Source organism: Brevundimonas diminuta ATCC 11568, assembly GCF_000204035.1.
In the GTDB taxonomy this organism is placed as follows: Bacteria; Pseudomonadota; Alphaproteobacteria; order Caulobacterales; family Caulobacteraceae; genus Brevundimonas; species Brevundimonas diminuta.
In genome coordinates this window covers 443436-466433 of sequence record NZ_GL883086.1, presented here as the reverse complement: position 1 = coordinate 466433, position 22998 = coordinate 443436, and the positions used below count along the sequence as shown (strand labels likewise).

Genomic DNA, 22998 nt, shown 5'->3' with positions numbered 1-22998 from the left:
GGCGCGTGGCCACGTCCTGGATCGCGGCGGCCTGGGCGGCGTTCGGCGGCGGCGCGGTGTTCAGACTGGCCAACGGCGCTGCGTTCAGGGCGTTCTGGTCCGCCAGCTGGCTAAAATCCTGGAACAGCAGGACGCGCACATAGTCGATGGCCGTGCGGTCGCTGTACAGCTTGACCCGCCAGGAGCCGTCCACGCCCTTGGCCACGACGCCGACCGGCAGGCCGCGCGGGAAACCGCCGCCGTCGCCCGAGGTCAGGATGCGGTCGCCTTCCTGCACCGAGCCCTGCCCGCGCACATAGTCGAGGCGCGGACTGCGGCTGCCGTCGCCGGTCAGCATGGCGCGAGCGTCGGTGCGCTCCACCATGACCGGAATCCGCGAGGCCACGTCGGTCAGCAGCACCATGCGGCTGTGTGCGCCAGAAACGCCCGAGATGCGGCCGACCAGGCCGTGCTCGCTCAGCACCGGATTGCCCACGCGCACGCCCTTGCCGGCGCCGACGTTCAGCAGGCGCGACCGGGCGAACGGGCCACGCGCGTCGGTGATGGCGCGTCCGGCCGTCATGGCGATGGGCGGCTCGGTCTGCAGGCCCAGCAGTTGTTCGTAGCGGGCGTTGAGGTTCTTCAGCGCCAGGGCGTCGTCGCGCCAGGCGCTCATCTCCGCCAGTTCGCGGCGCAGGCGGCGGTTCTCCGACACGGCGAAGAAATAGCCTTTGACGTAATCCACGGCGTCGCCGCCCCAGCGGACCGGCGCGGCGAGAACCCCGCCCGTGGTTCCGGCGGCGCTGTCGAATGCGGCGCGCGCGGGCTCCAGGTCGTCAGCCGCCGGTTGCGGCCGATCGGCGAGCAGAAGCATGACCGCAGCGACGATTCCGCCGACGACCATGACCGCGGCCGTCCAGGCCAGCGGCACCTTCAGATTCTCGAACGGTCCGTCGCGAAACGCCACGGCCAGCCTTCCTGCTAGAGCTTAGGAATCGGCGGGCTCAAAGCCCGCCGAAAGCGTGAGCCTGTCACAGAAATCCGCCCCTTTTCAGGAATGCGGCGCCTGCGGCAGGCCGATCAGTCTCAGAGCGACGACTCAAGGACGCCCTTCATCCACGACGGGTGCTCCAGCACCTTGCCGCAGCCGATGGCGACGCACGACAGCGGATCGTCCGCCACCTGCACCGGCAGCCCCGTGTGGTCGCGGATCTCGGCGTCCAGGCCGCGCAGCAGAGCCCCGCCGCCCGTCAACATGATGCCCTTGTCGGCGATGTCGGCGGCCAGTTCCGGCGGCGTGGCCTCCAGCGCGACTTTCACGGCCTCCACGATCTGCGAGACCGGCTCGGCCAGGGCTTCGGCCGCCTGACGCTCGCTCATCTTCACTTCGCGCGGCACGCCCTGCATCAGGTCGCGGCCCTTGACCTCGATCGACAGGCCTTCGCCGTCGGCCGGGATACGGGCGGTGCCGATGTCCTTCTTGATGCGCTCGGCGGTCGTTTCGCCGATCAGCAGGTTATGGTTGCGGCGCATATAGGCGATCAGGGCGTCGTCCATCATGTCGCCGCCGACGCGGACCGAACGCGAATAGACGATGCCCGACAGCGACAGCACGGCCACTTCGGTCGTGCCGCCGCCGATGTCGACGACCATCGAGCCGGTCGGCTCGTGGATCGGCAGGCCGGCGCCGATCGCAGCGGCCATCGGCTCGTCGATCAGGCCGACGCGGCGGGCCGAGGCGTTCAGGCAGGAATCATTGATGGCGCGGCGTTCGACGGCCGTGGCGCCCGACGGGACGCAGACGATCATCTTGGGGTTCACGAAGCCCTTACGGTTGTGAACCTTGCGGATGAAGTGCTTGATCATCTCCTCGGCGACTTCGAAGTCGGCGATGACCCCGTCGCGCATCGGACGGATGGCTTCCATGTGGCCGGGGGTGCGGCCCAGCATCTGCTTGGCTTCCAGGCCGACGGCGTGGACGATCTTGCGGCCGCCGACGTTACGCAGGGCGACGACCGACGGCTCGTTCAGGACGATCCCCTTGCCGCGCATGTAGATCAGGGTGTTGGCCGTCCCCAGATCCATAGCGATGTCATTGGAAATCATGCCGAAGAGGGGTGAAAGCATGGGCGTCGGTACCGCTTTAGTTCGGGCCTGCAAGGGCGTGAATTTCATTCGTCCGCTGTGGCGACGCCCTACCCCCGCTTCACGTTGATCGCAAAGCTGTCCTGACCGTCTTCGCCGAGCCGACTACAGGCCCGTTTGCCCTCATGCCGCAGGGATTGCAAGCGCCTATGACTCCTCGATCACAGGCTTGTCACGGCAAGGCTTGAAAGCCTTTCCGCTCAAGCTTTCCAGCCCCGCTTGCGGGTTCGCGGCTCAGACCGCCGTGATGCCCTCGGCATGGAGCACGCGCTGCACCGCCGGGCGCGATTGCACCAGGTCCAGATGGGCGTTCAGCTTCGGAAAGCGCGCCTTGTCCAGCAGGCCCGCCTGACGCGCCCAGCGCGTGAAGACCAGCAGATAGCCGTCCGCCAGCGAATGATCTTCGCCCATGACCCACGGACCGGTCAGCAGATGATTCTCGGCCAGGTCGTATTTTTCCAGCGCGATCCGCACGGCCTCGTCCTTGGCCTCGCCTTCCAGCGGCGGCTTGGAGAACAGCGCCTTGCCGATCGCCGGGTGCAGCGACGACGCCAGCCAGCCGTTGAAGGCCTGCATCCGCGCAAACTCGAACGGATCGTTCAGATCGGCCAACTGGGCTTGCGGATGGGTCTGGGCCACATAGGCCAGGATCGCCGTGTTCTGGGTCAGCACCCCCTTGGGCGTCTGCAGGGCCGGGGTCACGCCCGCCGGGTTGATGGCCAGATATTCCGGCGTGCGCTGCTGGCCGGCGCGCAGGTCGATCTTCTCGATCACATAGTCTGCGCCCGCCTCTTCCAGGCCGATGTGCGAAGCGACGGCGCAGGCGCCCGGCGAATAATAGAGCTTCAGCATCGTCGTTCTCCGATCAATCCACTTGCAGACTGCGTGCAGCCTCACGGCGCTTCACCCACTCGCGCACCGCCAGCATCAATACAAGCCAAACGCCCGCGACGGCCGCCAGGATCACCGAGGTCCAGATGCCGTCTCCGCTGACCGCCGCCATGAACGACCCGCCGAAAAAGGCGACCAGCGCCGTCTTCGGCAGCACCCCCAGGGCGCACCCCGCCAGATAGGCCGGGAAGGAGGCGCGCACCGCGCCAAAGGCCATGTTCACGACGATGAAGGGCGCCGAGGGCACGTTGCGGATGATGAAGCTGGCCGAAAAGGCGTTGCGGCCCACGAATTTGCGGATGCGCTCGACCGTCCCGCCGCCGTAGCGTTCCAGCGTGCGCGCGGTCGGCCCGCGCCCCAGCCAATAGGTGACGGCCGCCGAGGCGATCGTGGCGATCCAACTATAGAGAAAACCGAACCACGGTCCGAAGGCCACGACGCAGGCCGCGATCAACAAGAACTGCGGCACGCCGATGAAAGCCGACAAGGTGAAGACGAGCACCGCCGCCGCCAGCCCCCACGGGCCGATGCGATATCCGGCCAGCCAATGCTCCAGCCGGTCCTCCGCCCCCAACGCCAGTTGCGTCTTGCCCAAGGCGAACAGGGCGATGATTCCCGCCAGCAGCAGCAGGGTCACGGCCAGGGTGCGCCACCGCTTGGCCTCCATATTCAGCAGAAAATCGACGACCCGCCGCATAAATTTCGCCCAAATCGCCTTTTGATCGTCCAGGACGCGCACAAACGTTGTGCGCCCCTGCGGGGTTGCGTATCAAGCCTCAGCCTCCCCGGCCCCCTCACTTCCACCAGACGGGATAGACATGTCCAGCCTTCAGTCCGCCTCCCTCGCTCGCGTCAAGCCGTCGGCCACCCTGGCCGTGACCGCCCAGGCGCGCGAACTGAAACGCCAGGGCCGCGACGTCATCGGTCTGGGCGCCGGCGAGCCGGACTTCGATACGCCTGACAACATCAAGGCCGCCGCCATCGAAGCCATCAATCGCGGTGAAACGAAATACACCGAAGCCGACGGCATGCCTGAGCTGAAGGCGGCCATCGTCGCCAAGTTCGCCCGCGAAAACGGCCTGACCTACGAAACCAACCAGATCCACGTCGCCTCGGGCGGCAAGCCGGTGATCTACAACGCCCTGGTCGCCACGCTGAACCCCGGCGACGAAGTGATCGTGCCGGCGCCCTACTGGGTCTCCTATCCCGACATGGTGCTGCTGGCGGGCGGCGAGCCCGTCACCGTGGTCGGTCAGGAAGCCGACGGCTTCAAGCTGCGTCCCGAGGTGCTGGACGCCGCCATCACGCCCAAGACCAAGTGGATCATCCTGAACTCGCCGTCGAACCCGACCGGCGCCGCCTATACCCGCGCCGAGCTGGAAGCCCTGGCCGCGGTGCTGCGCAAGCACCCGCAGGTCTGGATCCTGACCGACGACATGTATGAGCACCTCGTCTATGGCGACTTCGACTATGTCACCATGGCCCAGGTCGCGCCGGACCTGTACGACCGCACCCTGACCTGCAACGGGGTGTCCAAGGCCTACGCCATGACCGGCTGGCGCATCGGCTATGCGGGCGGCCCCAAGCCGCTGATCGACCTGATGCGCAAGGTGGCCAGCCAGACGACGTCCAACCCCTCGTCCATCAGCCAGTGGGCGGCGGTCGAGGCCCTGAACGGCCCGCAGGACTTCCTGGCCCCGCGCGCCGCCGCCTTCGAGAAGCGCCGCGACCTGGTCGTCTCCATGCTGAACCAAGCCGACGGCATCCGCTGCCCGAAGCCGGAAGGCGCCTTCTACGTCTATCCGTCGATCGAAGGCCTGATCGGCAAGACGGCGCCGTCGGGCGTGGTCATCACCGACGACGAGACCTTCACCGCCGAACTGCTGAACGCCGAGGGCGTGGCCGTGGTCCAGGGCGCGGCCTTCGGCCTCAGCCCCTACTTCCGCATCAGCTACGCCACCTCGGAAGCCGTGCTGGAAGAAGGCTGCACCCGCATCCAGCGCTTCTGCGCCAGCCTGAAATAAGCCTTCAGTGAACCGGCGCCGGCGGAATGTTCAACGTCGGCGCCGTTTTCAGGATGAACCCCGCGCACCACGCCAGCGCACGCTCCGAGTTGTCGATCTCTCCGTCAGGAAGGCGTGATAGACGGCAGGCGGCGTCCGGCTCGCCCTCCACCTCAGGCCCGGCGTAGAGCACGATCGGGCCGTCCGGCAGGCTGCCCTCGCGATACAGCATGATGATCGGCGGCACGGGGCGCACCACCAGTTCGGCGTCGTCCCGCGTCATCGCCTCGCCCAGCAGGGCGCGCGCCTGACCGCCGGGATCGCCCGGCTCCAAACGGAACAGCTCGGCCTTCAAACCGTCCCCCGGCCTTTGCGGCATGAGGAAGCGCGGCGGCTCCTGCGCGGCCAGTTGCCCCGCGACGAGCAGCGCCGCCAGCATCACATCGCCCGGCTGACGGCGAAGTCGGCCAGGGCTTCCAGCGCCGAGCGCCACGGCCCGGCGGGCAGAACCTGCAAGGCCGTCTTGGCCCGGTCGGCGTACTCCGACGCCGTATCGAGCGTGGCCTCGACCGCGCCGCTGGCGACGATCAACTGCCGCGCGCGGTCGAAATCCTCGGGCTTGCGGTCGCCCTTGGTGATGACCCGATCCCAGAACAGGTCTTCGGTCCCCTTAGTGCGCTGAACGGCCAGCAGCAGCGGCAGGGTGGCCTTGCCCTCGTTGAAGTCGTCGCCCGCGTTCTTGCCCAGGGTCTCGGTCGCGCCGCCGTAGTCCAAGGCGTCGTCCGCCAGCTGGAAGGCGATGCCCAGCGCCATGCCGTAGTCGCGCAGAGCCGCGACCTGCTCGTCCGTCGCACCCGCCCCGACCGCGCCGGATTCGGCGGCGGCGGCGAACAGCTCGGCCGTCTTGGCGCGGATGATCTGCAGATAGGTGTCGAGGTCCAGGTTCAGATCGTGAGCGCGCGTCAGTTGCAGCACCTCACCCTCGGCGATCACGGCCGAGGCTCGCGCCAGAATGCCCAGAGCACGCAGGGAATCGGTCTCGACCATCAACTCGAACGCGCGGGCGAACAGGAAGTCGCCGACCAGCACCGACGAGGCCGAACCCCAGATCAGGTGCGCCGCGACCTTGCCCCGGCGCATTTCCGAGCCGTCGACGATGTCGTCGTGCAGCAGGGTGGCGGTGTGGATGAACTCGACTGAGGCGGCCAGCTTCTTGGGGCCGTCGATGGCGCCCGTCTGACCGATCGCGCGCGCCGCGGCCACGGTCAGCAGCGGGCGCAGACGCTTGCCGCCCGCCGACACCAGGTGCTCGGCCAGCAGGGGGATCACCGGCACGTCGGACTGCATCCGCGCGATGATCAGGGCGTCGACCGCCGCCATGTCGTCCTTGGCCAGATGAACCAGGGCGTCCACATCACCCTTGGGACGGGGAGCGACGGCGAGAGCTGCGTCCACGGAAATCTCTTTCAGCACAGGGGCGAAGGGGGAGATTCGCCCGAAATTCACACGCATCCGCTTGCCCGGACGCGATGCGGCGCACAATGGTGGCGGCGCTATGATGGGTCAAGCCGAGTCATCCCTTACTGTCGCCGCAGATGTGGCCGAATCCGCCTTTCTGGGCGGACGCATCCGCTTGCGCCAACCGACCAAGGGTTATCGCGCGGGCATGGACGCCGCCCTGCTGGCCGCCGCCGTCGAGGCGCGCCCCGGCGAACGACTGATCGAAGCGGGCTGCGGCGCGGGCGCCGTCCTGATGCAGATCGCCGCCCGACGCCCCGGCGTCCTGCTGACCGGGCTGGAGCGCGATGCCGCCGCCGCCGCCCTCGCGCGTCAGAATGCCGAACTGAACAACGCCGAAGCGCGCACCACGATCGTGGAGGGCGACGTGGCGCGGGGTTTTCGCGCCCTCGACCTGTCGCCGTTCGACTGGGCGGTCAGCAATCCGCCCTTCTTCGACGACCCCGGCGCCCTGCGTGCGCCCGCCGAGGGCAAGCTCGGCGCCTGGATGGCCGACGACGGACTGACCGCCTGGGCGGGCTTTCTGCTGAAGGCGGTGCGCGAGGGCGGACGCATCGTCATCATCCACCGCGCCGACCGCCTCGCCGACATCCTGAGCCTGCTGGCGCCCAAGGCGGGCTCCTTCGCCGTCCGCCCGATCCACCCCTACGCCGATCAACCCGCCAAGCGCGTGCTGGTCCAGGCCATCAAGACCGGCAAGGCGCCCTTGCGCTTGCTGCCGCCCCTGATCCTGCATGACCGCGACGGCGCCAAGCACAGCCCGCAGGCCGAAGCGATCCTGCGCGGCGAGGCGAGTCTGGGCTTCTAGAACCGGCTTTCTCACCCTTCTCCCCTTGTGGGAGAAGGTGGCATGCGAAGCATGACGGATGAGGGGTTGCGCGACCTTAAATCGATGCCTGCATGGGCGCGGCGAAACCCCTCATCCGACCTCGCTCCGCTCGGCCACCTTCTCCCACAAGGGGAGAAGGGCTATTGCACCTCCCATGTCCTTGCGATCCCTCTTCGCCACCCAGGTCTATGACGCCTCCCTCGCCTCTTCGCGCGGCTGGGCGGAACTGCATGAGGAACTGCTCGACCTTTGCCTGGTCATGGCCGAGGAGGACGAGGCCGGGATCGAGTGGTGCCGGGCCAACCACTATCCGGGCTACACCTCCTACGGCTCGATCAACGACCTGCCGCAGCGGTTTCCCGAGTTCGCCGAGCTGAAGAAGCTGCTGGACAAGCACGCGGCGAGCTTCGCCGAGAGCCTGCATTTCGACCTGGCCAAGAAGCTGCGGCTCGACAATCTGTGGGTCAACGTCCTGATGCCCGGCGGGGGCCACACCGGCCACATCCACCCGCACGCCGTGCTGTCCGGCACCCTCTACATCCACGTGCCCGACGGCGCCTCTTCGCTGAAGATCGAAGACCCGCGCCTGGTCATGATGATGGCCCGCCCCGGCCTGACCGCCGCCGCCGGCGAGGCCGAGCAGCCCTTCGTCTATCTGAAGCCCGCGCCCGGCACGGTGCTGATGTGGGAAAGCTGGCTGCGCCACGAGGTGCCCGCCAATCGCGCCGAAGAACAACGCATCTCGATCAGCTTCAACTACGCCTGACGCCGGCTCGCCCTTCCCTCGCCGCATTTGCCCCGAACCTTGCGTCAACGGCGAAGCTTTGGAGGGAATGGATGCGGGTTTTCAGCGCGGCGGCGGCGATCGCCATGTTCACGACGGGCGCCCTGCTTCTGGGCGCATGCGGCGAAAAGGCGGATGCGCGAACGGCCCCTGCCCCTGATCCCGCCCTCGCGACCGAAGGCGCCCCCTATGTGCTGACCGGCACCCAGGTCTGGAGCGTGCCCGATCCCGTGTCCGGGCGGAACTATCAGGTCTTCGTCAGCCTGCCCGCCGGCTATGAAGCCAACCCCGGCCGCCGCTATCCCACGCTCTATGTCACCGACGCGGACTACGCCTTCCCCATCATCCGCCAGATCGCCAGGCGGGTGAATCTGGAGGGACCGGTCGTGCAGGAGTTCATCCTGGTCGGCCTGTCCTACGCCGAGGGCGACAAGGGCGCCGACAGCCGCCGCCGCGACTACACCCCGACCCCCAACGGTCCGCGCAGTTCAGGCGCCGCCGTGCATGGCGGCGGCGCGGCCTATCAGACCTATCTGAAGACCCAGGCCCTGCCTTTCATCGAGAAGACGTTCCGCGCCGATCCGTCGCGCCGCGTGCTGCTGGGCCATTCCTACGGCGGCCTGCTGGGCGCGCAGATCCTGTTCAGCGACCCGGCGATGTTCCAGTCCTATGTCCTGGGCAGTCCGTCGCTCTGGTACGACAAGGGCTACATGATGGGGGTCGAGGCCGACTACGCCCGCAACCATCGCGACCTGAACGCCCAGGTCTTCATGTATGTGGGCGGTCACGAGAAGCCCGGCCCGACACGCCGCAACAGCGAGGCCGACATGGTCGGCGACATGCAGGCTCTGCACCGCAACCTGGAATCGCGCGGCTATCCCGGTCTGAAAGTCAGCTCCGTAGTGCTGGAGGACGAAGACCACCTGACCGTCGCCCCCGTCGGCTTCACGCGCGCTCTTGAGGCCGTGCTTCCCGCCCGCTGAGACCGCCTCCGAAAAGCCGCGCGCCTATCCGAAGATTTGCCCAAAGGCGTCGGGATCGCTACATCCCCCGTCAACTTCCCCATCCGCACTGAATCAAGGGCGCGACGCGACGCATGGCGCAGCAATATATCTTCCAGATGCAGGGTCTGACCAAGACCTTCCCCGGCGGCAAAAAGATCTTCGAGAACATCTGGCTGAGCTTCTACAACGACGCCAAGATCGGCGTTGTCGGGGTCAACGGCTCGGGTAAATCCACCCTGCTGAAGATCATGGCCGGCCTGGACAGCGAGTTTCAGGGCGAGGCCCGCGCCGCCGACGGCGTCAAGCGCGGCTACCTGGAACAGGAGCCCCACCTCGATCCGGCGCTGAACGTGCGCCAGAACGTCGAGGCCTGGTGCGAAGAGAAGCAGTGGGTCAACCGCTTCAACGAAGTCGCCGCCGAACTGGGCGAAAACTACACCGACGAACTGATGGAGGAGATGACCGCCCTCCAGGAGAAGATCGACGCCGGCGACGTCTGGGACATCGACAGCCGCATCGACCAGGCCATGGGCGCCCTGCGCTGCCCGCCCGACGACTGGGAAGTCACCAACCTGTCCGGCGGTGAAAAGCGCCGCGTGGCCCTGGCCCGCCTGCTGCTGTCGAAGCCCGACATGCTGCTGATGGACGAACCGACCAACCACCTGGACGCCGAATCCGTCGCCTGGCTGCAGCACCACCTGGAGAACTTCCCCGGCTGCGTCATCCTGGTGACCCACGACCGCTACTTCCTGGATCAGGTCACGAAATGGACGCTGGAGCTGGACCGCGGCAAGGGCCACCCGCACGAGGGCAACTACTCGTCGTGGCTGGAAGCCAAGCAGAAGCGCGTCGTGCAGGAACAGTCGGAATCCGAAGCTCGCCAACGCGCCCTCACCCGCGAACTGGAATGGGTCCGCTCGGGCGCTAAGGCCCGTCAGGCCAAGTCCAAGGCCCGTCTGGCCGCCTATGAGAAGATGGTCGCCGAGCAGGAAAATTCGCGTCAGGCCCAATCCTTCGCCGTCATCCAGATCCCGCCCGGCCCGCGCCTGGGCAACGTCGTGCTGGAAGTCGACGGCCTGAAGAAGTCCTATGGCGACAAGCTTCTGTTCGACAACCTGACCTTCAAGCTGCCGCCCAACGGCATCGTCGGCGTCATCGGCCCCAACGGCGCCGGCAAGTCGACCATGTTCAAGCTGATCACCGGCCAGGAAACCCCTGACGGCGGCACAATCAAGGTCGGCGAAACGGTCAAGCTGGCCTACGTCGATCAGTCGCGCGACGACCTGAAGCCGGACGACACCATCTGGCAGGCCATCTCGGGCGGCACCGACATCATGATGGTCGGCAAGCGCGAGATTAACACTCGCGCCTATGTCGGCAGCTTCAACTTCAAGGGCGGCGACCAGCAGAAGAAGGTCGGCCAACTGTCGGGCGGTGAGCGCAACCGCGTCCACCTGGCCAAGACCCTGGCCACCGGCGGCAACCTGATCCTGCTCGACGAACCGACCAACGACCTGGACATCGAAACCCTGCAGAACCTCGAAGAGGCTCTGGAAGAGTTCGCCGGCTGCGCCGTGGTCATCAGCCACGACCGCTGGTTCCTGGACCGTCTGGCCACCCACATCCTCGCCTTCGAAGGCGACGGCCACGTGGAATGGTTCGAGGGCAACTTCGAAGCCTATGAACAGGACAAGATGCGCCGCCTGGGCGCCGACAGCATCATTCCGAAGCGCATCCAGCACCAGAAGTTCGGTCGCTGATCGAACGGACAAGATGACAAGCGGCCCTCCGAGCGATCGGGGGGCCGTTTTTCTATGCCCCCTCTTCCGCTCATCCCGGCGTCCGCCGGGATGAGCGATGAATGAGAAGGCTGGCGCTCCAGCGAAAGCGGGATAGTCTGTCCCCATGACCCAGCGTCCCGCCGTCCTGATCATGCAGCGGCATCTGGCCCCGCTGAGCGCCTTCCTGGAAGGCGCCTACGACGTCTATCGCTTCTGGGAAGGCCCGCCGATCGAGGCCGCCCATGATATCCGCGCTCTGATCGTCGCGGGCGAGTTCGAACTGGACAAGAGCCTGATCGAACGCCTGCCCAATCTGTCGCTGATCGCCTGCTTCACGGCGGGTTATGACGGCATCGACGTCGAATGGTGCCGCGCGCGCGGTCTGCCCGTCACCCATGCCCCCGGCGTGAACCACGAAGACGTGGCCGACCACGCCATCGGCCTGATCCTGGCCGCGCGCCGCCAGATCGCCGAGGGCGACCGCACGCTCCGCGCGGGCGGGTGGAGCCTCTCCACACGCAGCATCACCACCTCCTTGAGTGGTCAGAGACTGGGGATCGTCGGTCTGGGCCATATCGGCGAGGCTGTGGCGAGACGCGCCGACGTCATGCGGATGGACGTCCGCTGGTGGGGCCCGCGCGAGAAGGACGCAAGCTGGCCTCGCACCGACACCTTGATCGACCTCGCCCAAGGTTCCGACATTCTCGTCGTCGCCTGTCGCGCGGATGAGAACAATCGGGGGCTCATCTCGGCCGAAGTGATCGAGGCGCTTGGCCCGTCGGGCCTGCTGGTCAACGTCGCGCGCGGGCAATTGGTCGATGAGGACGCCGTCATCGCCGCGCTGAAGGACGGCCGACTGGGCGGCGCCGCGCTGGACGTCTTCGCCCAGGAGCCGACCGAAGCCGCGCGTTGGGCGGGCGTGCCCAACACCGTCCTGACGCCCCATACCGGCGGTGCCACGACCGAAGCGGTGCAGGGGATGCTGATGCTGCTTCTGCAGAATCTCTCGGCCCACTTTGCCGATGAACCGCTAAAGACGCCTGTCGCAGACTGAAATTCCGCGCCTCGGGGCCGTCTCGCCCCCCATTCCAGACAAGCAAAGAACGATCCGTGCCTGCATTACGCGGATAGAAGACGCGTGCGACCAGATTTTGCTTGCATAAGCGTATAAGGATATCTTTATACGACCCATGACACTGACCGCTGACCAGACTGTAGAAGCCCTGCGCGCCGCCGGCGAACCGACCCGCCTGCGCGTCCTGTCCCTGCTGGCTGCGGAAGAGCTGTCGGTGATGGAGCTGTCGCGTGTTCTGGACCAGAGCCAGCCGCGTGTCTCGCGCCATCTGAAGCTGATGGCTGACGCGGGTCTGATCGAGCGTTTCCCCGATGGCGCGCGCGTCTTCTACCGCCTGTCGCACGACGCCCTGTCGCGGCGTCTGATCGACACCGTTCTGGACCTTCTGGACGACGGCGAAGGCGAGGCTGACCATCGCCGTCTGGACGAGGTGCGCAAGGAGCGCGCCATCGACGCCGCCCGCTATTTCGAACAGATCGCGCCCCAGTGGGACCAGATACGCAGCCTCTATGTCTGCGAAAGCGCGGTCGAGGCGGCGGTCGCACGCGCGGCCGGATCCGGCCCGTTCGAACGCGTGGTCGATCTGGGCACCGGCTCGGGCCGGATGCTGACCCTGTTCGGCAAACAGGCGAAGATGTCGGTCGGCCTCGACCTGTCGCAGAACATGCTGAACATCGCCCGCGCCAACGTCTCCAAGGCCGGGCTGGACAAGGTCGAGCTGCGCCACGGCGACATCTTCTCGACCCGCCTGCCGCACGAAAGCGCCGATCTGGTGATCGTCCATCAGGTGCTGCACTACCTCGCCGATCCGGCCGCCGCCGTGGCCGAGGCCGCGCGTCTGGTCATGCCGGGCGGCAAGCTGCTGATCGTCGACTTCGCGCCCCATAATTTCGAGCACCTGCGCGAGGCGCACCAGCACCGCCGCCTGGGCTTCTCGGACGCCGAAATCCGCGAATGGCTGACCGGGGCGGGCCTGACGCCCTCGGCGCCCATCGCCCTGCCGCCCGACACGGAAGGCCTGACCGTTCACATCTGGACCGGCGAACGCGCCGCGAACCCTGCCCGAAAGACCGCCTGATGGCCCCCTCATCCCTCGCAGAAGCCCGCGCCCTGCTGCTGTCGCCGCTGGGCCCGGTGGCTCGCGCCGGCTCGAACCGCAGCGCCGTCAACGTCTCTTTCGAATTCTTCCCGCCCAAGTCTGACGAGGCAGAGGCCAATCTGTGGAAGGCGATCCGGCGGCTGGAGCCGCTGAACCCGGCCTTCGTCTCCGTCACCTATGGCGCGGGCGGCTCGACGCGCGAGCGAACCCACCGCACCGTCCAGCGCATCATCAGCGAGACGACCCTGCGCCCCGCCGCCCACCTGACCTGCGTCGAGGCCAGCCGCGCCGAGGTCGACGAGGTCATCGAAGGCTACAAGGCCATCGGCGTCGATCACATCGTCGCTTTGCGCGGCGACCCGCCTGGTTCTGCCGGAATCGGCGGCGCCTATACGCCGCGCGCCGACGGCTACGCCAACGCCACCGAATTGACCGCCGCCATCGCCAGCATCGGCGGGTTCGAGGTCACGGTCGGCGCCTATCCGGAAAAGCACCCGGAAAGCCCGTCCATCGACCACGATATCGAGGTGTTGAAAGCCAAGGTGGACGCAGGCGCCACGCGCGCCGTGACGCAGTTCTTCTTCGATATCGAAGCCTTCCTGCGCTTTCGTGATCGCGTGCGGGCGGCGGGCGTGACCATTCCCCTGATCCCCGGCGTCATGCCGGTGTCCAACTTCGCAGGGCTGAAGCGGATGACGGCGGCGTGCGGCGCAGCCCTGCCCGACTGGCTGGCGGGACACTTCGACGGGCTGGACGACGACCCGGAGACGCGCAAGCTGCTGGCCGCCTCCATCGCCGCCGAGACCTGCGCCCGTCTCCAGGAAGAGGGCTTTTCGGACTTCCACTTCTACACCCTGAACCGCGCCGAGCTGGTCTATGCGATCTGCCGGGTGCTGGGCGTGCGTGAAACCAAGGCTGTTGCGTAGATGACTTCCCCCCTGACCCGCGCTGAACGGATCGCCGCCCTGCACGCGGCGGCGAAAGAGCGCATTCTGGTGCTGGACGGCAGCTGGGGCGTGATGATCCAGCGCCGCGATCTGACGGAAGAGGACTTCCGCGGCGAGCGCTTCCGCGACCACAACCATCCGCAGAAGGGCAACAACGACCTGTTGATCCTGACTCGGCCCGACATCGTGGCCGATCTGCACGATGTCTATTACGCCGCTGGAGCCGATATTTCGGAGACGAACACCTTCTCCTCGACCACCATCGCCCAGGCCGACTATGGGCTGGAAGACGCGGTCTATGACCTGAACTATGAAGGCGCCCGCATCGCGCGCGAGGTCGCCGACCGCTGGGCGCAGAAAGAGCCGCACAAGCCCCGCTTCGTCGCCGGCGCCATCGGCCCGACCAACCGCACCCTGTCGCTGAGCCCCGACGTCAACGACCCCGGCTATCGCGCCGTCACCTATGATGAGGTCTATGAGGCCTATAAGCAGCAGGCGCGCGCTCTGCACCACGGCGGCGTCGACATCTTCCTGATCGAGACGGTGTTCGACACCCTGAACTGCAAGGCCGCGATCAAGGCGATCAAGGATCTGGAGGACGAAGGGCTGGAGCCCCTGCCCCTGTGGATCTCGGGGACCATCACCGACCGCTCGGGCCGCACGCTCAGCGGCCAGACGGCGGAGGCCTTCTGGAACTCGATCCGCCACGCCAAGCCGTTCGCCGTCGGCTTCAACTGCGCCCTGGGCGCCGAGCTGATGCGGCCGCACATCGCTGAACTGAGCCGCGTCGCCGACACCCTGGTCAGCGCCTATCCCAACGCGGGCCTGCCCAACGCTATGGGCCAGTATGACGAACAGCCGCACGAGACGGCCCACTTCCTCGAGGAATGGGCGCAGTCGGGTCTGGTCAACATCGTCGGCGGCTGCTGCGGCACCACCCCCGACCACATCCGCCACGTCGCCGAGGAAGTCGCGGGGGTGAAGCCACGCGCCGTGCCGGAACGTCCCACAGCCCTACGCCTGTCGGGCTTGGAACCCTTTGAACTGGTGTCGTGATGGCTAGACCTACAGTGGAAGAAGACAAATCTAAGCTACTGGCAGCGCTGGAAACGCTCGGTGGAAGTGCTGGGAACGGAGCACTTAAACGCAAGCTTGCTTGGCAAGAGGATCGATATTGGCGCACGAGGAACGCCCTTATTGAAGATGGAGCGCTCACGACTGGCCGAGGCAAGGGCGGAAGTGTTCAGCAAATTGGCTTAGACGCTCCTACAGCTCCAAGCAGTGCGACCTCCTCGCAATCAGAGGCGACCAAAGCGCGAGAAATCGATCACTATCCTGCTCTGGCCGAATGTATGCGGGACCATTGGCTACGTCGTCAGGGCATCGAGAACGCCCGTGCGAATATCTGCGCGCACCAAGGATCCAAATCGACTGGCGGAAAATGGAGCAGACCGGACCTCATCGTTGCCTTCGTTGAAACGTATGAATACGTGCCTGGAAAGCGAATTAGCGTGAATACCTATGAGGTAAAAACCGGAGAGACTGTTGATATCACTGGCGTGTTTGAGGCTGCCGCGCATCGACGTACCGTACATAACTCTTACTTGATGGTGATCGGCGAGTTTGGTTCCGGCGATATCGAAGCAATCGTACGAGCCGCCTGTACGGAGCAAGGCGTAGGCCTGCTTCTGGCAGAAAAGGCTGACAAGGTAGAAACGTGGGAAGAACTTGTTCCTCCCAAAAGAAACGAGCCGGAGCCTCGCGACCTCAACAACACAATCTTCAATTTCTTGGACGACCGCGACTGGCTTAAGCGAGAAGTGCGCTGATGCGTCCTGTCTTCATCAACGTCGGTGAACGCACCAACGTCACCGGCTCGGCCAAGTTCAGGAAGCTGATCGTCGACGGCGACTACACCGCCGCCCTGTCGGTCGCGCGTCAGCAGGTCGAGGCGGGCGCCCAGGTCATCGACGTTAACATGGACGAGGGCCTGCTGGACGGCCCCGTCGCCATGCGAACCTTCCTGAACCTGAGCGCGGCCGAGCCCGACATCGCCCGCGTGCCGGTCATGATCGACAGCTCCAAATGGGAGGTGATCGAGGCGGGCCTGAAATGCGTTCAGGGCAAGCCGATCGTCAACTCGATCTCAATGAAGGAGGGCGAGGACGCCTTCCGCCATCACGCCATCCAGTGCCTGCGCTACGGCGCCGCCGTGGTGGTCATGGCCTTTGACGAGGTGGGTCAGGCCGACACGGCCGCGCGCAAGATCGAGATCTGCACCCGCGCCTATAATATCCTGGTGAACGAGGTCGGCTTCCCGCCCGAGGACATCATCTTCGATCCCAACATCTTCGCCGTGGCGACAGGGATCGAGGAGCACGACAACTACGCCGTCGACTTCATCGAGGCGACGCGGGTCATCAAGGCCACCCTGCCCCACGCCCGCGTCTCGGGCGGGGTGTCGAACGTCTCGTTCAGCTTCCGCGGCAACGAGCCGGTGCGCCGGGCGATCCACAGCGTCTTCCTGTATCACGCGATCAACGCTGGTCTGGACATGGGCATCGTCAACGCCGGCGACCTGCCTGTCTATGACGACATCGACGCCGAACTGCGCGAGGCGGTCGAGGACGTGATCCTCAACCGGCCGCAGCGGACCAACGTGTCCAACACCGAGCGGCTGGTGGACATGGCGCCCCGCTACAAGGGCGAGAAGGGCGCGGCCAAGGTCGTGGACCTGAAATGGCGCGACGCCCCCGTCGCCAAGCGGATCGAACACGCCCTGGTCCACGGCATCACCGACTACATCGTCGAGGACACCGAAGAGGCCCGTCAGGCGTCCGAGCGCCCGCTGCACGTCATCGAAGGGCCGCTGATGGACGGCATGAACGTGGTCGGCGACCTGTTCGGCTCGGGACGGATGTTCCTGCCGCAGGTGGTGAAGTCAGCGCGCGTCATGAAGCAGGCCGTGGCTCACCTCGAACCCTTCATGGAGGCCGAAAAGGCCGGTCAGGAGCGGCAGGCGGCGGGCAAGATCCTGATGGCCACGGTCAAGGGCGACGTCCACGACATCGGCAAGAACATCGTCGGCGTCGTGCTGCAGTGTAACAACTATGAGGTCGTCGATCTGGGCGTCATGGTCCCGGCCGACCGCATCCTGGACGCCGCCATCGAGCACAAGGTCGACATCGTCGGCCTGTCGGGCCTGATCACGCCGTCGCTGGACGAAATGACCTTCGTCGCCGCCGAGATGGAGCGGCGCGGCTTCGACATTCCCCTGCTGATCGGGGGCGCCACGACCAGCCGCACCCATACGGCCGTGAAGATCGAACCGGCCTATCGCAAGGGCTCGACCACCTATGTCATCGACGCCAGCCGGGCGGTCGGCGTGGTGTCCGGCCTGCTGTCCCCCACCGACAAGGCCAAGAACGAGGCGGCCACCCGCGACGAATACATCCGCATCCGCGAGCAATACGCCCGCGGCCAGGAGGTGAAGGCCCGCGCCTCGCTGCAGCAGGCGCGCGACAACCGCTGGCGGCCCGATGAGGCGCAGACCCCTGCCCCGGCGCCGTCCTTCCTCGGCGTGCGCGCCTATGAGGCGTGGGATCTTCAGGATCTGGCCGACCACATCGACTGGACGCCCTTCTTCGCCAGTTGGGAGCTGATCGGCCGCTACCCGCTGATCCTGGAGGACGAGATCGTCGGCGAGGCGGCGCAGGATCTGTTCCGCGACGCGCAGGCCATGCTGAAGCGCATCGTCGAAGAGAGGTGGTTCACGGCCAAGGGGGTTGTCGGCTTCTGGCCCGCCAACGCCCGCGATGACGACGTCATCGTCTGGACCGACGAAACCCGCACGACAGAAGCCGCCCGCTTCCACGGCCTGCGCCAGCAGATCAAGAAGTCCAACGGCAAGCCGAACCTGTGCCTGTCCGACTTCGTGGCCGAGGACGGCGCCGACTATCTGGGCGCCTTCGCCGTCACCGCCGGTCATGGCGAGCTGGAAAAGGCGGCTGAGTTCAAGGCGGCGGGCGACGACTACTCCGCCATCATGGCCACGGCCCTGGCCGACCGTCTGGCCGAGGCCTTCGCCGAGCGGCTGCACAAGGAAGTCCGCACCCAGCTGTGGGGCTATGTTTCCGACGAACAGACCTCGGTGCAGGATCTGATCGAAGAGAAGTATCAGGGCATCCGCCCCGCACCCGGCTATCCGGCCCAGCCCGACCACACAGAGAAGGCCACCCTGTTCCGCCTGCTGGACGCAGGCGCCAACGCCGGGATGGAGTTGACGGAATCCTTCGCCATGACCCCGCCCGCCTCGGTCAGCGGCCTCTACTTCGGCCATCCGGGCAGCCACTATTTCGGCGTCGGCAAGATCGACCGCGATCAGGTCGAGGACTACGCCGCCCGCAAGGGCTGGGACGTGGAGACGGCCGAGCGCTGGCTGGCGCCGATCCTGAACTACGACCCCGACGCTGTCACACGGAACGACGCGGCCTAGGCGGCAGGCCTTTAGCCGTGCGCCTGCTGTTCGGCGCAGCCTGCGACGAGGAAGTCCAGCAGCATGCGCACGGACGGCAAAAGGCCGCGTCGCGACGGGAAGACGGCGTGGACGATCCACTTCTTCGGCCGCCAGTCCGGCAGCAGGTCGACCAGTTTCCCGGCGTCCAGATCGCGGGCGACGGCCACCGTCGGCAGCAGGGCGACGCCCAGACCATGAACTGCGCCTTCGTGCAGCATGTGCAGATCGTCGGTCACAAGACGCGGCGCGTGTCGCACCGAGGCCGTCATGCCTTCCGTGTGATGCAGCGCCCAGACGTGGTCGCGATGCGCCGGGCCGAAGTCGAGGCTGGGCCAGTTCGCCAGATCGGCCGGGCCGGTCGGCCGTCCCATGCGGGCGATCAGGTCCGGACTGGCGACCAGACGATGCACGCTCTCGTCCAGCTTGCGCATGACCAGATCGGTTTGTTCCAGCGGCGGCTCGCGGACGCGGATCGCCAGGTCGAAGCCCTCGCCGATGACGTCCACCCGGCGACTGGTGCTGTGCAACTGCACGTCCAGATCGGGATACAGGGCCATGAAGCGGACGATCAGACTGCTCATCTGATAGGTCAGCAGGCCCGGCGCGCAGGCGACGCGGATCGTGCCGCACGGCTCGGACCGGGCGCCGTCGATCAAGGCCTGCGCCGCCTCGGCCTCGATCAGCATGGCGAGACAGTGTTGATAATAGGCCAGCCCGATATCTGTGACCGAGAATTTGCGTGATGAGCGCTGGATCAGCCGCGTGCCCAACTGGTCTTCCAGCGCGGCGATGCGGCGGCTGAGCTTGGACTTCTGCATGCCCAGCGCCCGCGCCGCCGGGGCGAAGCCGTGGTGATCCACCACCTGCACGAAATAATAGAGGTCGTTGAGGTCTCTCATCGTTCTATTGATAGAACGCAGCGAGGCGATTTCGCAATCTGCCCGCCTCATCGTTTCGCAGGCATAAGGTCTTCAACGCGATCGGCCTCTTCTTCTGACGGCCGGTCCATCGAATGGAGACAAGACCATGAAGAAGGTTCTGGGCCGTTACGGCAACGACCGCGGCCATTGGGTCGGCGACGGTTTCCCCGTCCGTTCGCTGTTTTCCTACAACGCCGCAGGCAAACAGGTCAGCCCCTTCCTGCTGCTCGACTACGCCGGTCCGTACAACTTCGAGCCGACGACCGAGCGGCGCGGCGTGGGGCAGCATCCGCACCGCGGCTTCGAGACCGTGACCATCGTCTATGACGGCGAGGTCGAGCATCGCGACTCGACCGGCCAGGGCGGGATCATCGGCCCCGGCGACGTCCAGTGGATGACGGCGGGCGGCGGCATCCTGCACGAGGAGTTCCACTCCCCGGCCTTCTCGCGCACCGGCGGCCCGTTCCGCATGGTTCAGCTGTGGGTCAACCTGCCCGCCAAGGACAAGATGACCCGTCCCGGCTACCAGTCGATCCTGAACGCCGACATTCCGACCGTTTCCCTGCCGGACGACGCAGGCACGGCCCGGATCATCGCCGGCGCGATGGACGACTCGAAAGGCCCGGCCACGACCTTCACCCCCATCAATGTGTGGGACGTGCGGTTGAACCGGGACGCCGAGACGACGCTGGATCTGCCTGAAGGCCACACGGCCATGGTGGTGGTTCTGTCGGGTCACGTCACCGTCAACGGCGACCAGCCGGCCGGCGCCGCCGAGGCCCTGCTGCTGGACCGCAAGGGCGACAGCGTCACCCTGAGCGCCGATGCGGACACGACCCTGCTGATCCTGACCGGAGAGCCGATCGACGAGCCCATCGTCGGCTACGGCCCCTTCGTGATGAACAGCGAGGACGAGATCCGCACCGCCGTCACGGACTTCAACAGCGGCCGCTTCGGCGACATCCCCGCCGCCTGAACGCCCTCACGAAAACGTAAGGCCCGGTCTTCGGACCGGGCCGCAACCCCCGCCTTGACCGGACATTCGTCCGAGCGCGGCCCCCTGCCTGAAAGGAAAGACGCCCGTGTCCGCTTCCGCCCTGCCCGCCAACTTCAACGGCCAGCGTCCGGTCATCGACCCGAACGACGCCGTCATGCTGCTGATCGACCACCAGAGCGGCCTGTTCCAGACCGTGGCCGACATGCCGATGACCACCCTGCGCCGCCACGCCGCCGCCCTGGCTTCGATGGCGACTCTGGCCAAGCTTCCGGTCATCACCACCGCCTCGGTGCCCCAGGGCCCGAACGGCCCGCTGATCCCGGAAATCCACGCCAACGCCCCCCACGCCCAGTATGTGGCGCGCAAGGGCGAGATCAACGCCTGGGACAATCCCGACTTCGTCGCCGCCGTGAAGGCCACGGGTCGCAAGACCCTGATCATCGCCGGCACCATCACCAGCGTCTGCATGGCCTTCCCCGCCATCAGCGCCGCCTATGAAGGCTACAAGGTCTTCGTCGTGGTCGACGCTTCGGGCACCTATTCGAAGATGGCCCAGGAGATCACCCTGGCCCGCGTGGTCCAGGCTGGCGTGGTGCCGATGGATATGGCCGCCGTCGCCTCGGAACTTCAGAAGACCTGGCATCGCGACGACGCCCAGCAGTGGGCCGAGGTCTACACCCAGATCTTCCCGCCGTACCAACTGCTGATCGAAAGCTACGGCAAGGCCCAGCAGGTCGCGACGGACCACGAAACCCTCGACTCGCAACGCGACTGACGAAGACGCGCCGGTTCCGCCTCGCCCCTCATCAATGAATCGAAACCGGCGTCATGCGCGCGCCTCGCCAAGGCGCAACTTCCCCGGAAAGGAACCATTCAATGGCCAGCGAACCGATCCGCGATCCGAAATCGGATCATCTTCTGACCCCCGAGAACTCGGCCTTCGTCATCATCGACTATCAGCCGGTTCAGGTGAACTCCATCGCCTCGATGGACCGCCAGCTGCTGGTGAACAACATCGTCGGCACGGCCAAGGCGGCCGTCGCCTATGGCCTGCCGATCGTCCACTCGACCGTCAACGTCGAGACGGGGCTGAACCGGCCGCCGATCCCGCAGCTGCGCAAGGTGCTGAAAGACTATCCGACCTATGACCGCACCACGATCAACTCCTGGGAAGATGTGGAATTCCGCAAGGCGGTCGAGGCGACCGGCCGCAAGAAACTGATCATGACGGCCCTGTGGACCGAAGCCTGCCTGACCTTCCCGGCTCTGGACGCCCTGCGTGACGGCTATGAGGTCTATGTCGTGGCCGACGCCGTCGGCGGCACCTCGGTCACGGCGCACGAAATGGGCCTGCGCCGCATCGAACAGGCGGGCGGAAAGCTGATTTCCGCGCCTCAGCTGTTCTGTGAACTGCAGCGTGACTGGAAACGGTCGGAAACTGTCCCCGCCTTCATGAACCTGTTCATCGAAACCGGCGGCACGGCCGGAATCCAGTTCTCCTACGACAGGGAAGACTGACCCTTGAGGGCGATCCGCGTCATAGTGCGGGGATCGCCCCTTTCGTCGTCGCAGCGTTCAGCCTTCAGGAAACCCCAACCATGATCGAACTCATCATCGACCAGCGCCGCAAGGATCTCGGCGGCTTCGAGGTCGGCCGCGTCCTGCCCTTCGCCAAGCGTCGCGCGGTCGGTCCCTTCGTCTTCTTCGACCACATGGGCCCGGTGGACATGCCCGCCGGCATCCCCAAGACGGTCGACGTGCGCCCGCACCCGCACATCGGCATCTCGACCCTGACCTATCTGTTCGACGGCGAGATCACCCACCGCGACAGCCTGGGCGTCCAGCAGGACATCCGCCCGGCCGAGGTCAACTGGATGACCGCGGGCAGCGGCGTCACCCACTCCGAGCGGTTCGAGCGCGCCCGCATGGAGGGTCTGCGTCTGGAGGGCATTCAGGCCTGGCTGGCCCTGCCCGACGGTCAGGAAGAGGTCGACCCGTCCTTCCAGCACGTCGGCTCCAGCGACCTGCCGACCTGGATCGAAAGCGGCGTGAAGGGCCGTCTGGTGGCGGGCGAGACCATGGGCATGAAGGCCGGAGTCAGCACCTTCTCGCCCCTGCACTACATGCACCTTGAGATGGAGCCGGGCGCCCGGTTCCAGACGCCGACGGATCACGCCGAAAGCGCCGTCTATGTGGTCCAGGGCATGGTCGAGATCGACGACGGCCGCCCTGTCGGCCCCGGTCAGATGGCCGTGCTTGAAAAGGGCCTGCCCTCGATCATCGTGGCGCAGCAGCCGACCACCCTGATGGTGCTGGGCGGCGAGCCGGTGGGCGAGCGCTTCATCGAATGGAACTTCGTGTCGTCTTCGAAGGAGCGGATCGAGCAGGCCAAGGCCGACTGGCGCGCCGGTCGCATGAAACTGCCCGACATGGACGATCAGGAGTTCATCCCCCTGCCCCCCGATCGGACGCCGCCCCCGCCCATGTCCTGACCGGGACTGGGCGCTAGG

Annotated in this window: 22 protein-coding genes; 15 read left to right on the top strand and 7 right to left on the bottom strand. The window is 66.4% G+C overall.

Annotation, left to right across the window (positions count from 1 at the left end):
* The 4 genes from mreC to BDIM_RS06040 form a co-directional block, all read right to left on the bottom strand.
* Positions 1-946: rod shape-determining protein MreC (mreC, locus tag BDIM_RS06055; RefSeq protein ID WP_050796636.1), on the bottom strand; the 946-nt coding region annotated here is incomplete at its 3' end.
* A 119-nt stretch (positions 947-1065) separates the two neighbouring features.
* Positions 1066-2106 carry a rod shape-determining protein gene (locus BDIM_RS06050; protein WP_003164688.1) on the bottom strand — a complete coding sequence of 347 codons (1041 nt, stop codon included), beginning with the start codon at positions 2104-2106 and terminating at the stop codon, positions 1066-1068.
* Between the two features lie 252 nt (positions 2107-2358).
* Positions 2359-2976: a glutathione S-transferase family protein gene (locus BDIM_RS06045; RefSeq protein WP_003164687.1), complete on the bottom strand. Its 618-nt coding sequence runs from the start codon at positions 2974-2976 to the stop codon at positions 2359-2361.
* A 13-nt stretch (positions 2977-2989) separates the two neighbouring features.
* Complete coding sequence (locus BDIM_RS06040; RefSeq protein WP_040345220.1) at positions 2990-3712, bottom strand: TVP38/TMEM64 family protein; 723 nt, start codon at positions 3710-3712, stop codon at positions 2990-2992.
* A gap of 121 nt (positions 3713-3833) precedes the next feature.
* Here BDIM_RS06040 and BDIM_RS06035 point away from each other — a divergent pair, with 121 nt between their 5' ends.
* Positions 3834-5039 carry a pyridoxal phosphate-dependent aminotransferase gene (locus BDIM_RS06035; RefSeq protein WP_003164685.1) on the top strand — a complete coding sequence of 402 codons (1206 nt, stop codon included), beginning with the start codon at positions 3834-3836 and terminating at the stop codon, positions 5037-5039.
* A 4-nt stretch (positions 5040-5043) separates the two neighbouring features.
* Here BDIM_RS06035 and BDIM_RS06030 read toward each other — a convergent pair whose 3' ends face one another.
* Positions 5044-5457, bottom strand: a complete 414-nt coding sequence (locus BDIM_RS06030) for a hypothetical protein (RefSeq protein WP_003164684.1) — start codon at positions 5455-5457, stop codon at positions 5044-5046.
* Positions 5457-6431 (bottom strand): polyprenyl synthetase family protein, encoded by a 975-nt coding sequence (locus BDIM_RS06025; RefSeq protein ID WP_040345218.1) that lies wholly within the window; start codon positions 6429-6431, stop codon positions 5457-5459. The genes BDIM_RS06030 and BDIM_RS06025 overlap by 1 nt, the downstream gene beginning before the upstream one ends.
* A 142-nt stretch (positions 6432-6573) precedes the next feature.
* Between BDIM_RS06025 and BDIM_RS06020 the strand changes: the two genes are divergently transcribed.
* From BDIM_RS06020 to metH, 10 genes are all read left to right on the top strand, one after another.
* Positions 6574-7344, top strand: a complete 771-nt coding sequence (locus tag BDIM_RS06020; RefSeq protein WP_050796633.1) for a tRNA1(Val) (adenine(37)-N6)-methyltransferase — start codon at positions 6574-6576, stop codon at positions 7342-7344.
* Positions 7345-7519: 175 nt separating this feature from the next.
* Positions 7520-8131 carry a TIGR02466 family protein gene (locus BDIM_RS06015; protein ID WP_003164680.1) on the top strand — a complete coding sequence of 204 codons (612 nt, stop codon included), beginning with the start codon at positions 7520-7522 and terminating at the stop codon, positions 8129-8131.
* A 71-nt stretch (positions 8132-8202) separates the two neighbouring features.
* Positions 8203-9132, top strand: coding sequence for an alpha/beta hydrolase (locus tag BDIM_RS06010; RefSeq protein ID WP_003164679.1), 930 nt, complete (start codon positions 8203-8205; stop codon positions 9130-9132).
* 113 nt (positions 9133-9245) lie between these two features.
* On the top strand, positions 9246-10913 hold the full coding sequence (gene ettA / locus BDIM_RS06005; protein WP_040345215.1) for an energy-dependent translational throttle protein EttA: 1668 nt from the start codon (positions 9246-9248) through the stop codon (positions 10911-10913).
* A 145-nt stretch (positions 10914-11058) separates the two neighbouring features.
* Positions 11059-11988 (top strand): 2-hydroxyacid dehydrogenase, encoded by a 930-nt coding sequence (locus tag BDIM_RS06000; protein ID WP_003164678.1) that lies wholly within the window; start codon positions 11059-11061, stop codon positions 11986-11988.
* Positions 11989-12124: 136 nt separating this feature from the next.
* Entirely contained in the window at positions 12125-13087 is a 963-nt protein-coding gene (locus tag BDIM_RS05995; protein ID WP_003164677.1) for an ArsR/SmtB family transcription factor, read from the top strand.
* The gene (gene metF, locus BDIM_RS05990; protein ID WP_003164676.1) at positions 13087-14034 is read left to right on the top strand and encodes a methylenetetrahydrofolate reductase [NAD(P)H]; all 948 of its coding nucleotides are present in this window, start codon (positions 13087-13089) and stop codon (positions 14032-14034) included. Before BDIM_RS05995 ends, metF begins: the two co-directional genes overlap by 1 nt.
* Positions 14035-15111, top strand: a complete 1077-nt coding sequence (locus BDIM_RS05985; protein ID WP_003164675.1) for a homocysteine S-methyltransferase family protein — start codon at positions 14035-14037, stop codon at positions 15109-15111. It abuts the gene before it with no gap.
* Between the two features lie 14 nt (positions 15112-15125).
* Positions 15126-15884: a hypothetical protein gene (locus tag BDIM_RS17430; protein ID WP_143276785.1), complete on the top strand. Its 759-nt coding sequence runs from the start codon at positions 15126-15128 to the stop codon at positions 15882-15884.
* Positions 15884-18550, top strand: a complete 2667-nt coding sequence (gene metH / locus BDIM_RS05980; protein WP_050796632.1) for a methionine synthase — start codon at positions 15884-15886, stop codon at positions 18548-18550. Before BDIM_RS17430 ends, metH begins: the two co-directional genes overlap by 1 nt.
* An 11-nt stretch (positions 18551-18561) precedes the next feature.
* Here metH and BDIM_RS05975 read toward each other — a convergent pair whose 3' ends face one another.
* Positions 18562-19470: a LysR substrate-binding domain-containing protein gene (locus BDIM_RS05975; protein WP_003164673.1), complete on the bottom strand. Its 909-nt coding sequence runs from the start codon at positions 19468-19470 to the stop codon at positions 18562-18564.
* A 127-nt stretch (positions 19471-19597) separates the two neighbouring features.
* On the opposite strand from BDIM_RS05975, the gene BDIM_RS05970 reads away from it, so the two are divergent.
* The 4 genes from BDIM_RS05970 (at position 19598) to BDIM_RS05955 (ending at position 22980) form a co-directional block, all read left to right on the top strand.
* On the top strand, positions 19598-20467 hold the full coding sequence (locus BDIM_RS05970) for a pirin family protein (RefSeq protein WP_003164672.1): 870 nt from the start codon (positions 19598-19600) through the stop codon (positions 20465-20467).
* 106 nt (positions 20468-20573) lie between these two features.
* Positions 20574-21263: a hydrolase gene (locus BDIM_RS05965; RefSeq protein ID WP_003164671.1), complete on the top strand. Its 690-nt coding sequence runs from the start codon at positions 20574-20576 to the stop codon at positions 21261-21263.
* A gap of 101 nt (positions 21264-21364) precedes the next feature.
* Positions 21365-22006 carry a hydrolase gene (locus BDIM_RS05960; protein ID WP_003164670.1) on the top strand — a complete coding sequence of 214 codons (642 nt, stop codon included), beginning with the start codon at positions 21365-21367 and terminating at the stop codon, positions 22004-22006.
* An 80-nt stretch (positions 22007-22086) separates the two neighbouring features.
* Positions 22087-22980 carry a pirin family protein gene (locus BDIM_RS05955; RefSeq protein WP_003164669.1) on the top strand — a complete coding sequence of 298 codons (894 nt, stop codon included), beginning with the start codon at positions 22087-22089 and terminating at the stop codon, positions 22978-22980.
* Positions 22981-22998: the final 18 nt, after the last annotated feature.

Bases quoted from the DNA above. Each gene is read 5' to 3' on its own strand.
- BDIM_RS06050 (WP_003164688.1), bottom strand. From the start codon at position 2,106: ATGCTTTCACCCCTCTTCGGCATGATTTCCAATGACATCGCTATGGAT.
- BDIM_RS06045 (WP_003164687.1), bottom strand. From the start codon at position 2,976: ATGCTGAAGCTCTATTATTCGCCGGGCGCCTGCGCCGTCGCTTCGCAC.
- BDIM_RS06040 (WP_040345220.1), bottom strand. From the start codon at position 3,712: ATGCGGCGGGTCGTCGATTTTCTGCTGAATATGGAGGCCAAGCGGTGG.
- BDIM_RS06035 (WP_003164685.1), top strand. From the start codon at position 3,834: ATGTCCAGCCTTCAGTCCGCCTCCCTCGCTCGCGTCAAGCCGTCGGCC.
- BDIM_RS06030 (WP_003164684.1), bottom strand. From the start codon at position 5,457: ATGCTGGCGGCGCTGCTCGTCGCGGGGCAACTGGCCGCGCAGGAGCCG.
- BDIM_RS06020 (WP_050796633.1), top strand. From the start codon at position 6,574: ATGATGGGTCAAGCCGAGTCATCCCTTACTGTCGCCGCAGATGTGGCC.
- BDIM_RS06015 (WP_003164680.1), top strand. From the start codon at position 7,520: ATGTCCTTGCGATCCCTCTTCGCCACCCAGGTCTATGACGCCTCCCTC.
- BDIM_RS06010 (WP_003164679.1), top strand. From the start codon at position 8,203: ATGCGGGTTTTCAGCGCGGCGGCGGCGATCGCCATGTTCACGACGGGC.
- ettA (WP_040345215.1), top strand. From the start codon at position 9,246: ATGGCGCAGCAATATATCTTCCAGATGCAGGGTCTGACCAAGACCTTC.
- BDIM_RS06000 (WP_003164678.1), top strand. From the start codon at position 11,059: ATGACCCAGCGTCCCGCCGTCCTGATCATGCAGCGGCATCTGGCCCCG.
- BDIM_RS05995 (WP_003164677.1), top strand. From the start codon at position 12,125: ATGACACTGACCGCTGACCAGACTGTAGAAGCCCTGCGCGCCGCCGGC.
- metF (WP_003164676.1), top strand. From the start codon at position 13,087: ATGGCCCCCTCATCCCTCGCAGAAGCCCGCGCCCTGCTGCTGTCGCCG.
- BDIM_RS05985 (WP_003164675.1), top strand. From the start codon at position 14,035: ATGACTTCCCCCCTGACCCGCGCTGAACGGATCGCCGCCCTGCACGCG.
- metH (WP_050796632.1), top strand. From the start codon at position 15,884: ATGCGTCCTGTCTTCATCAACGTCGGTGAACGCACCAACGTCACCGGC.
- BDIM_RS05975 (WP_003164673.1), bottom strand. From the start codon at position 19,470: ATGAGAGACCTCAACGACCTCTATTATTTCGTGCAGGTGGTGGATCAC.
- BDIM_RS05970 (WP_003164672.1), top strand. From the start codon at position 19,598: ATGAAGAAGGTTCTGGGCCGTTACGGCAACGACCGCGGCCATTGGGTC.
- BDIM_RS05960 (WP_003164670.1), top strand. From the start codon at position 21,365: ATGGCCAGCGAACCGATCCGCGATCCGAAATCGGATCATCTTCTGACC.
- BDIM_RS05955 (WP_003164669.1), top strand. From the start codon at position 22,087: ATGATCGAACTCATCATCGACCAGCGCCGCAAGGATCTCGGCGGCTTC.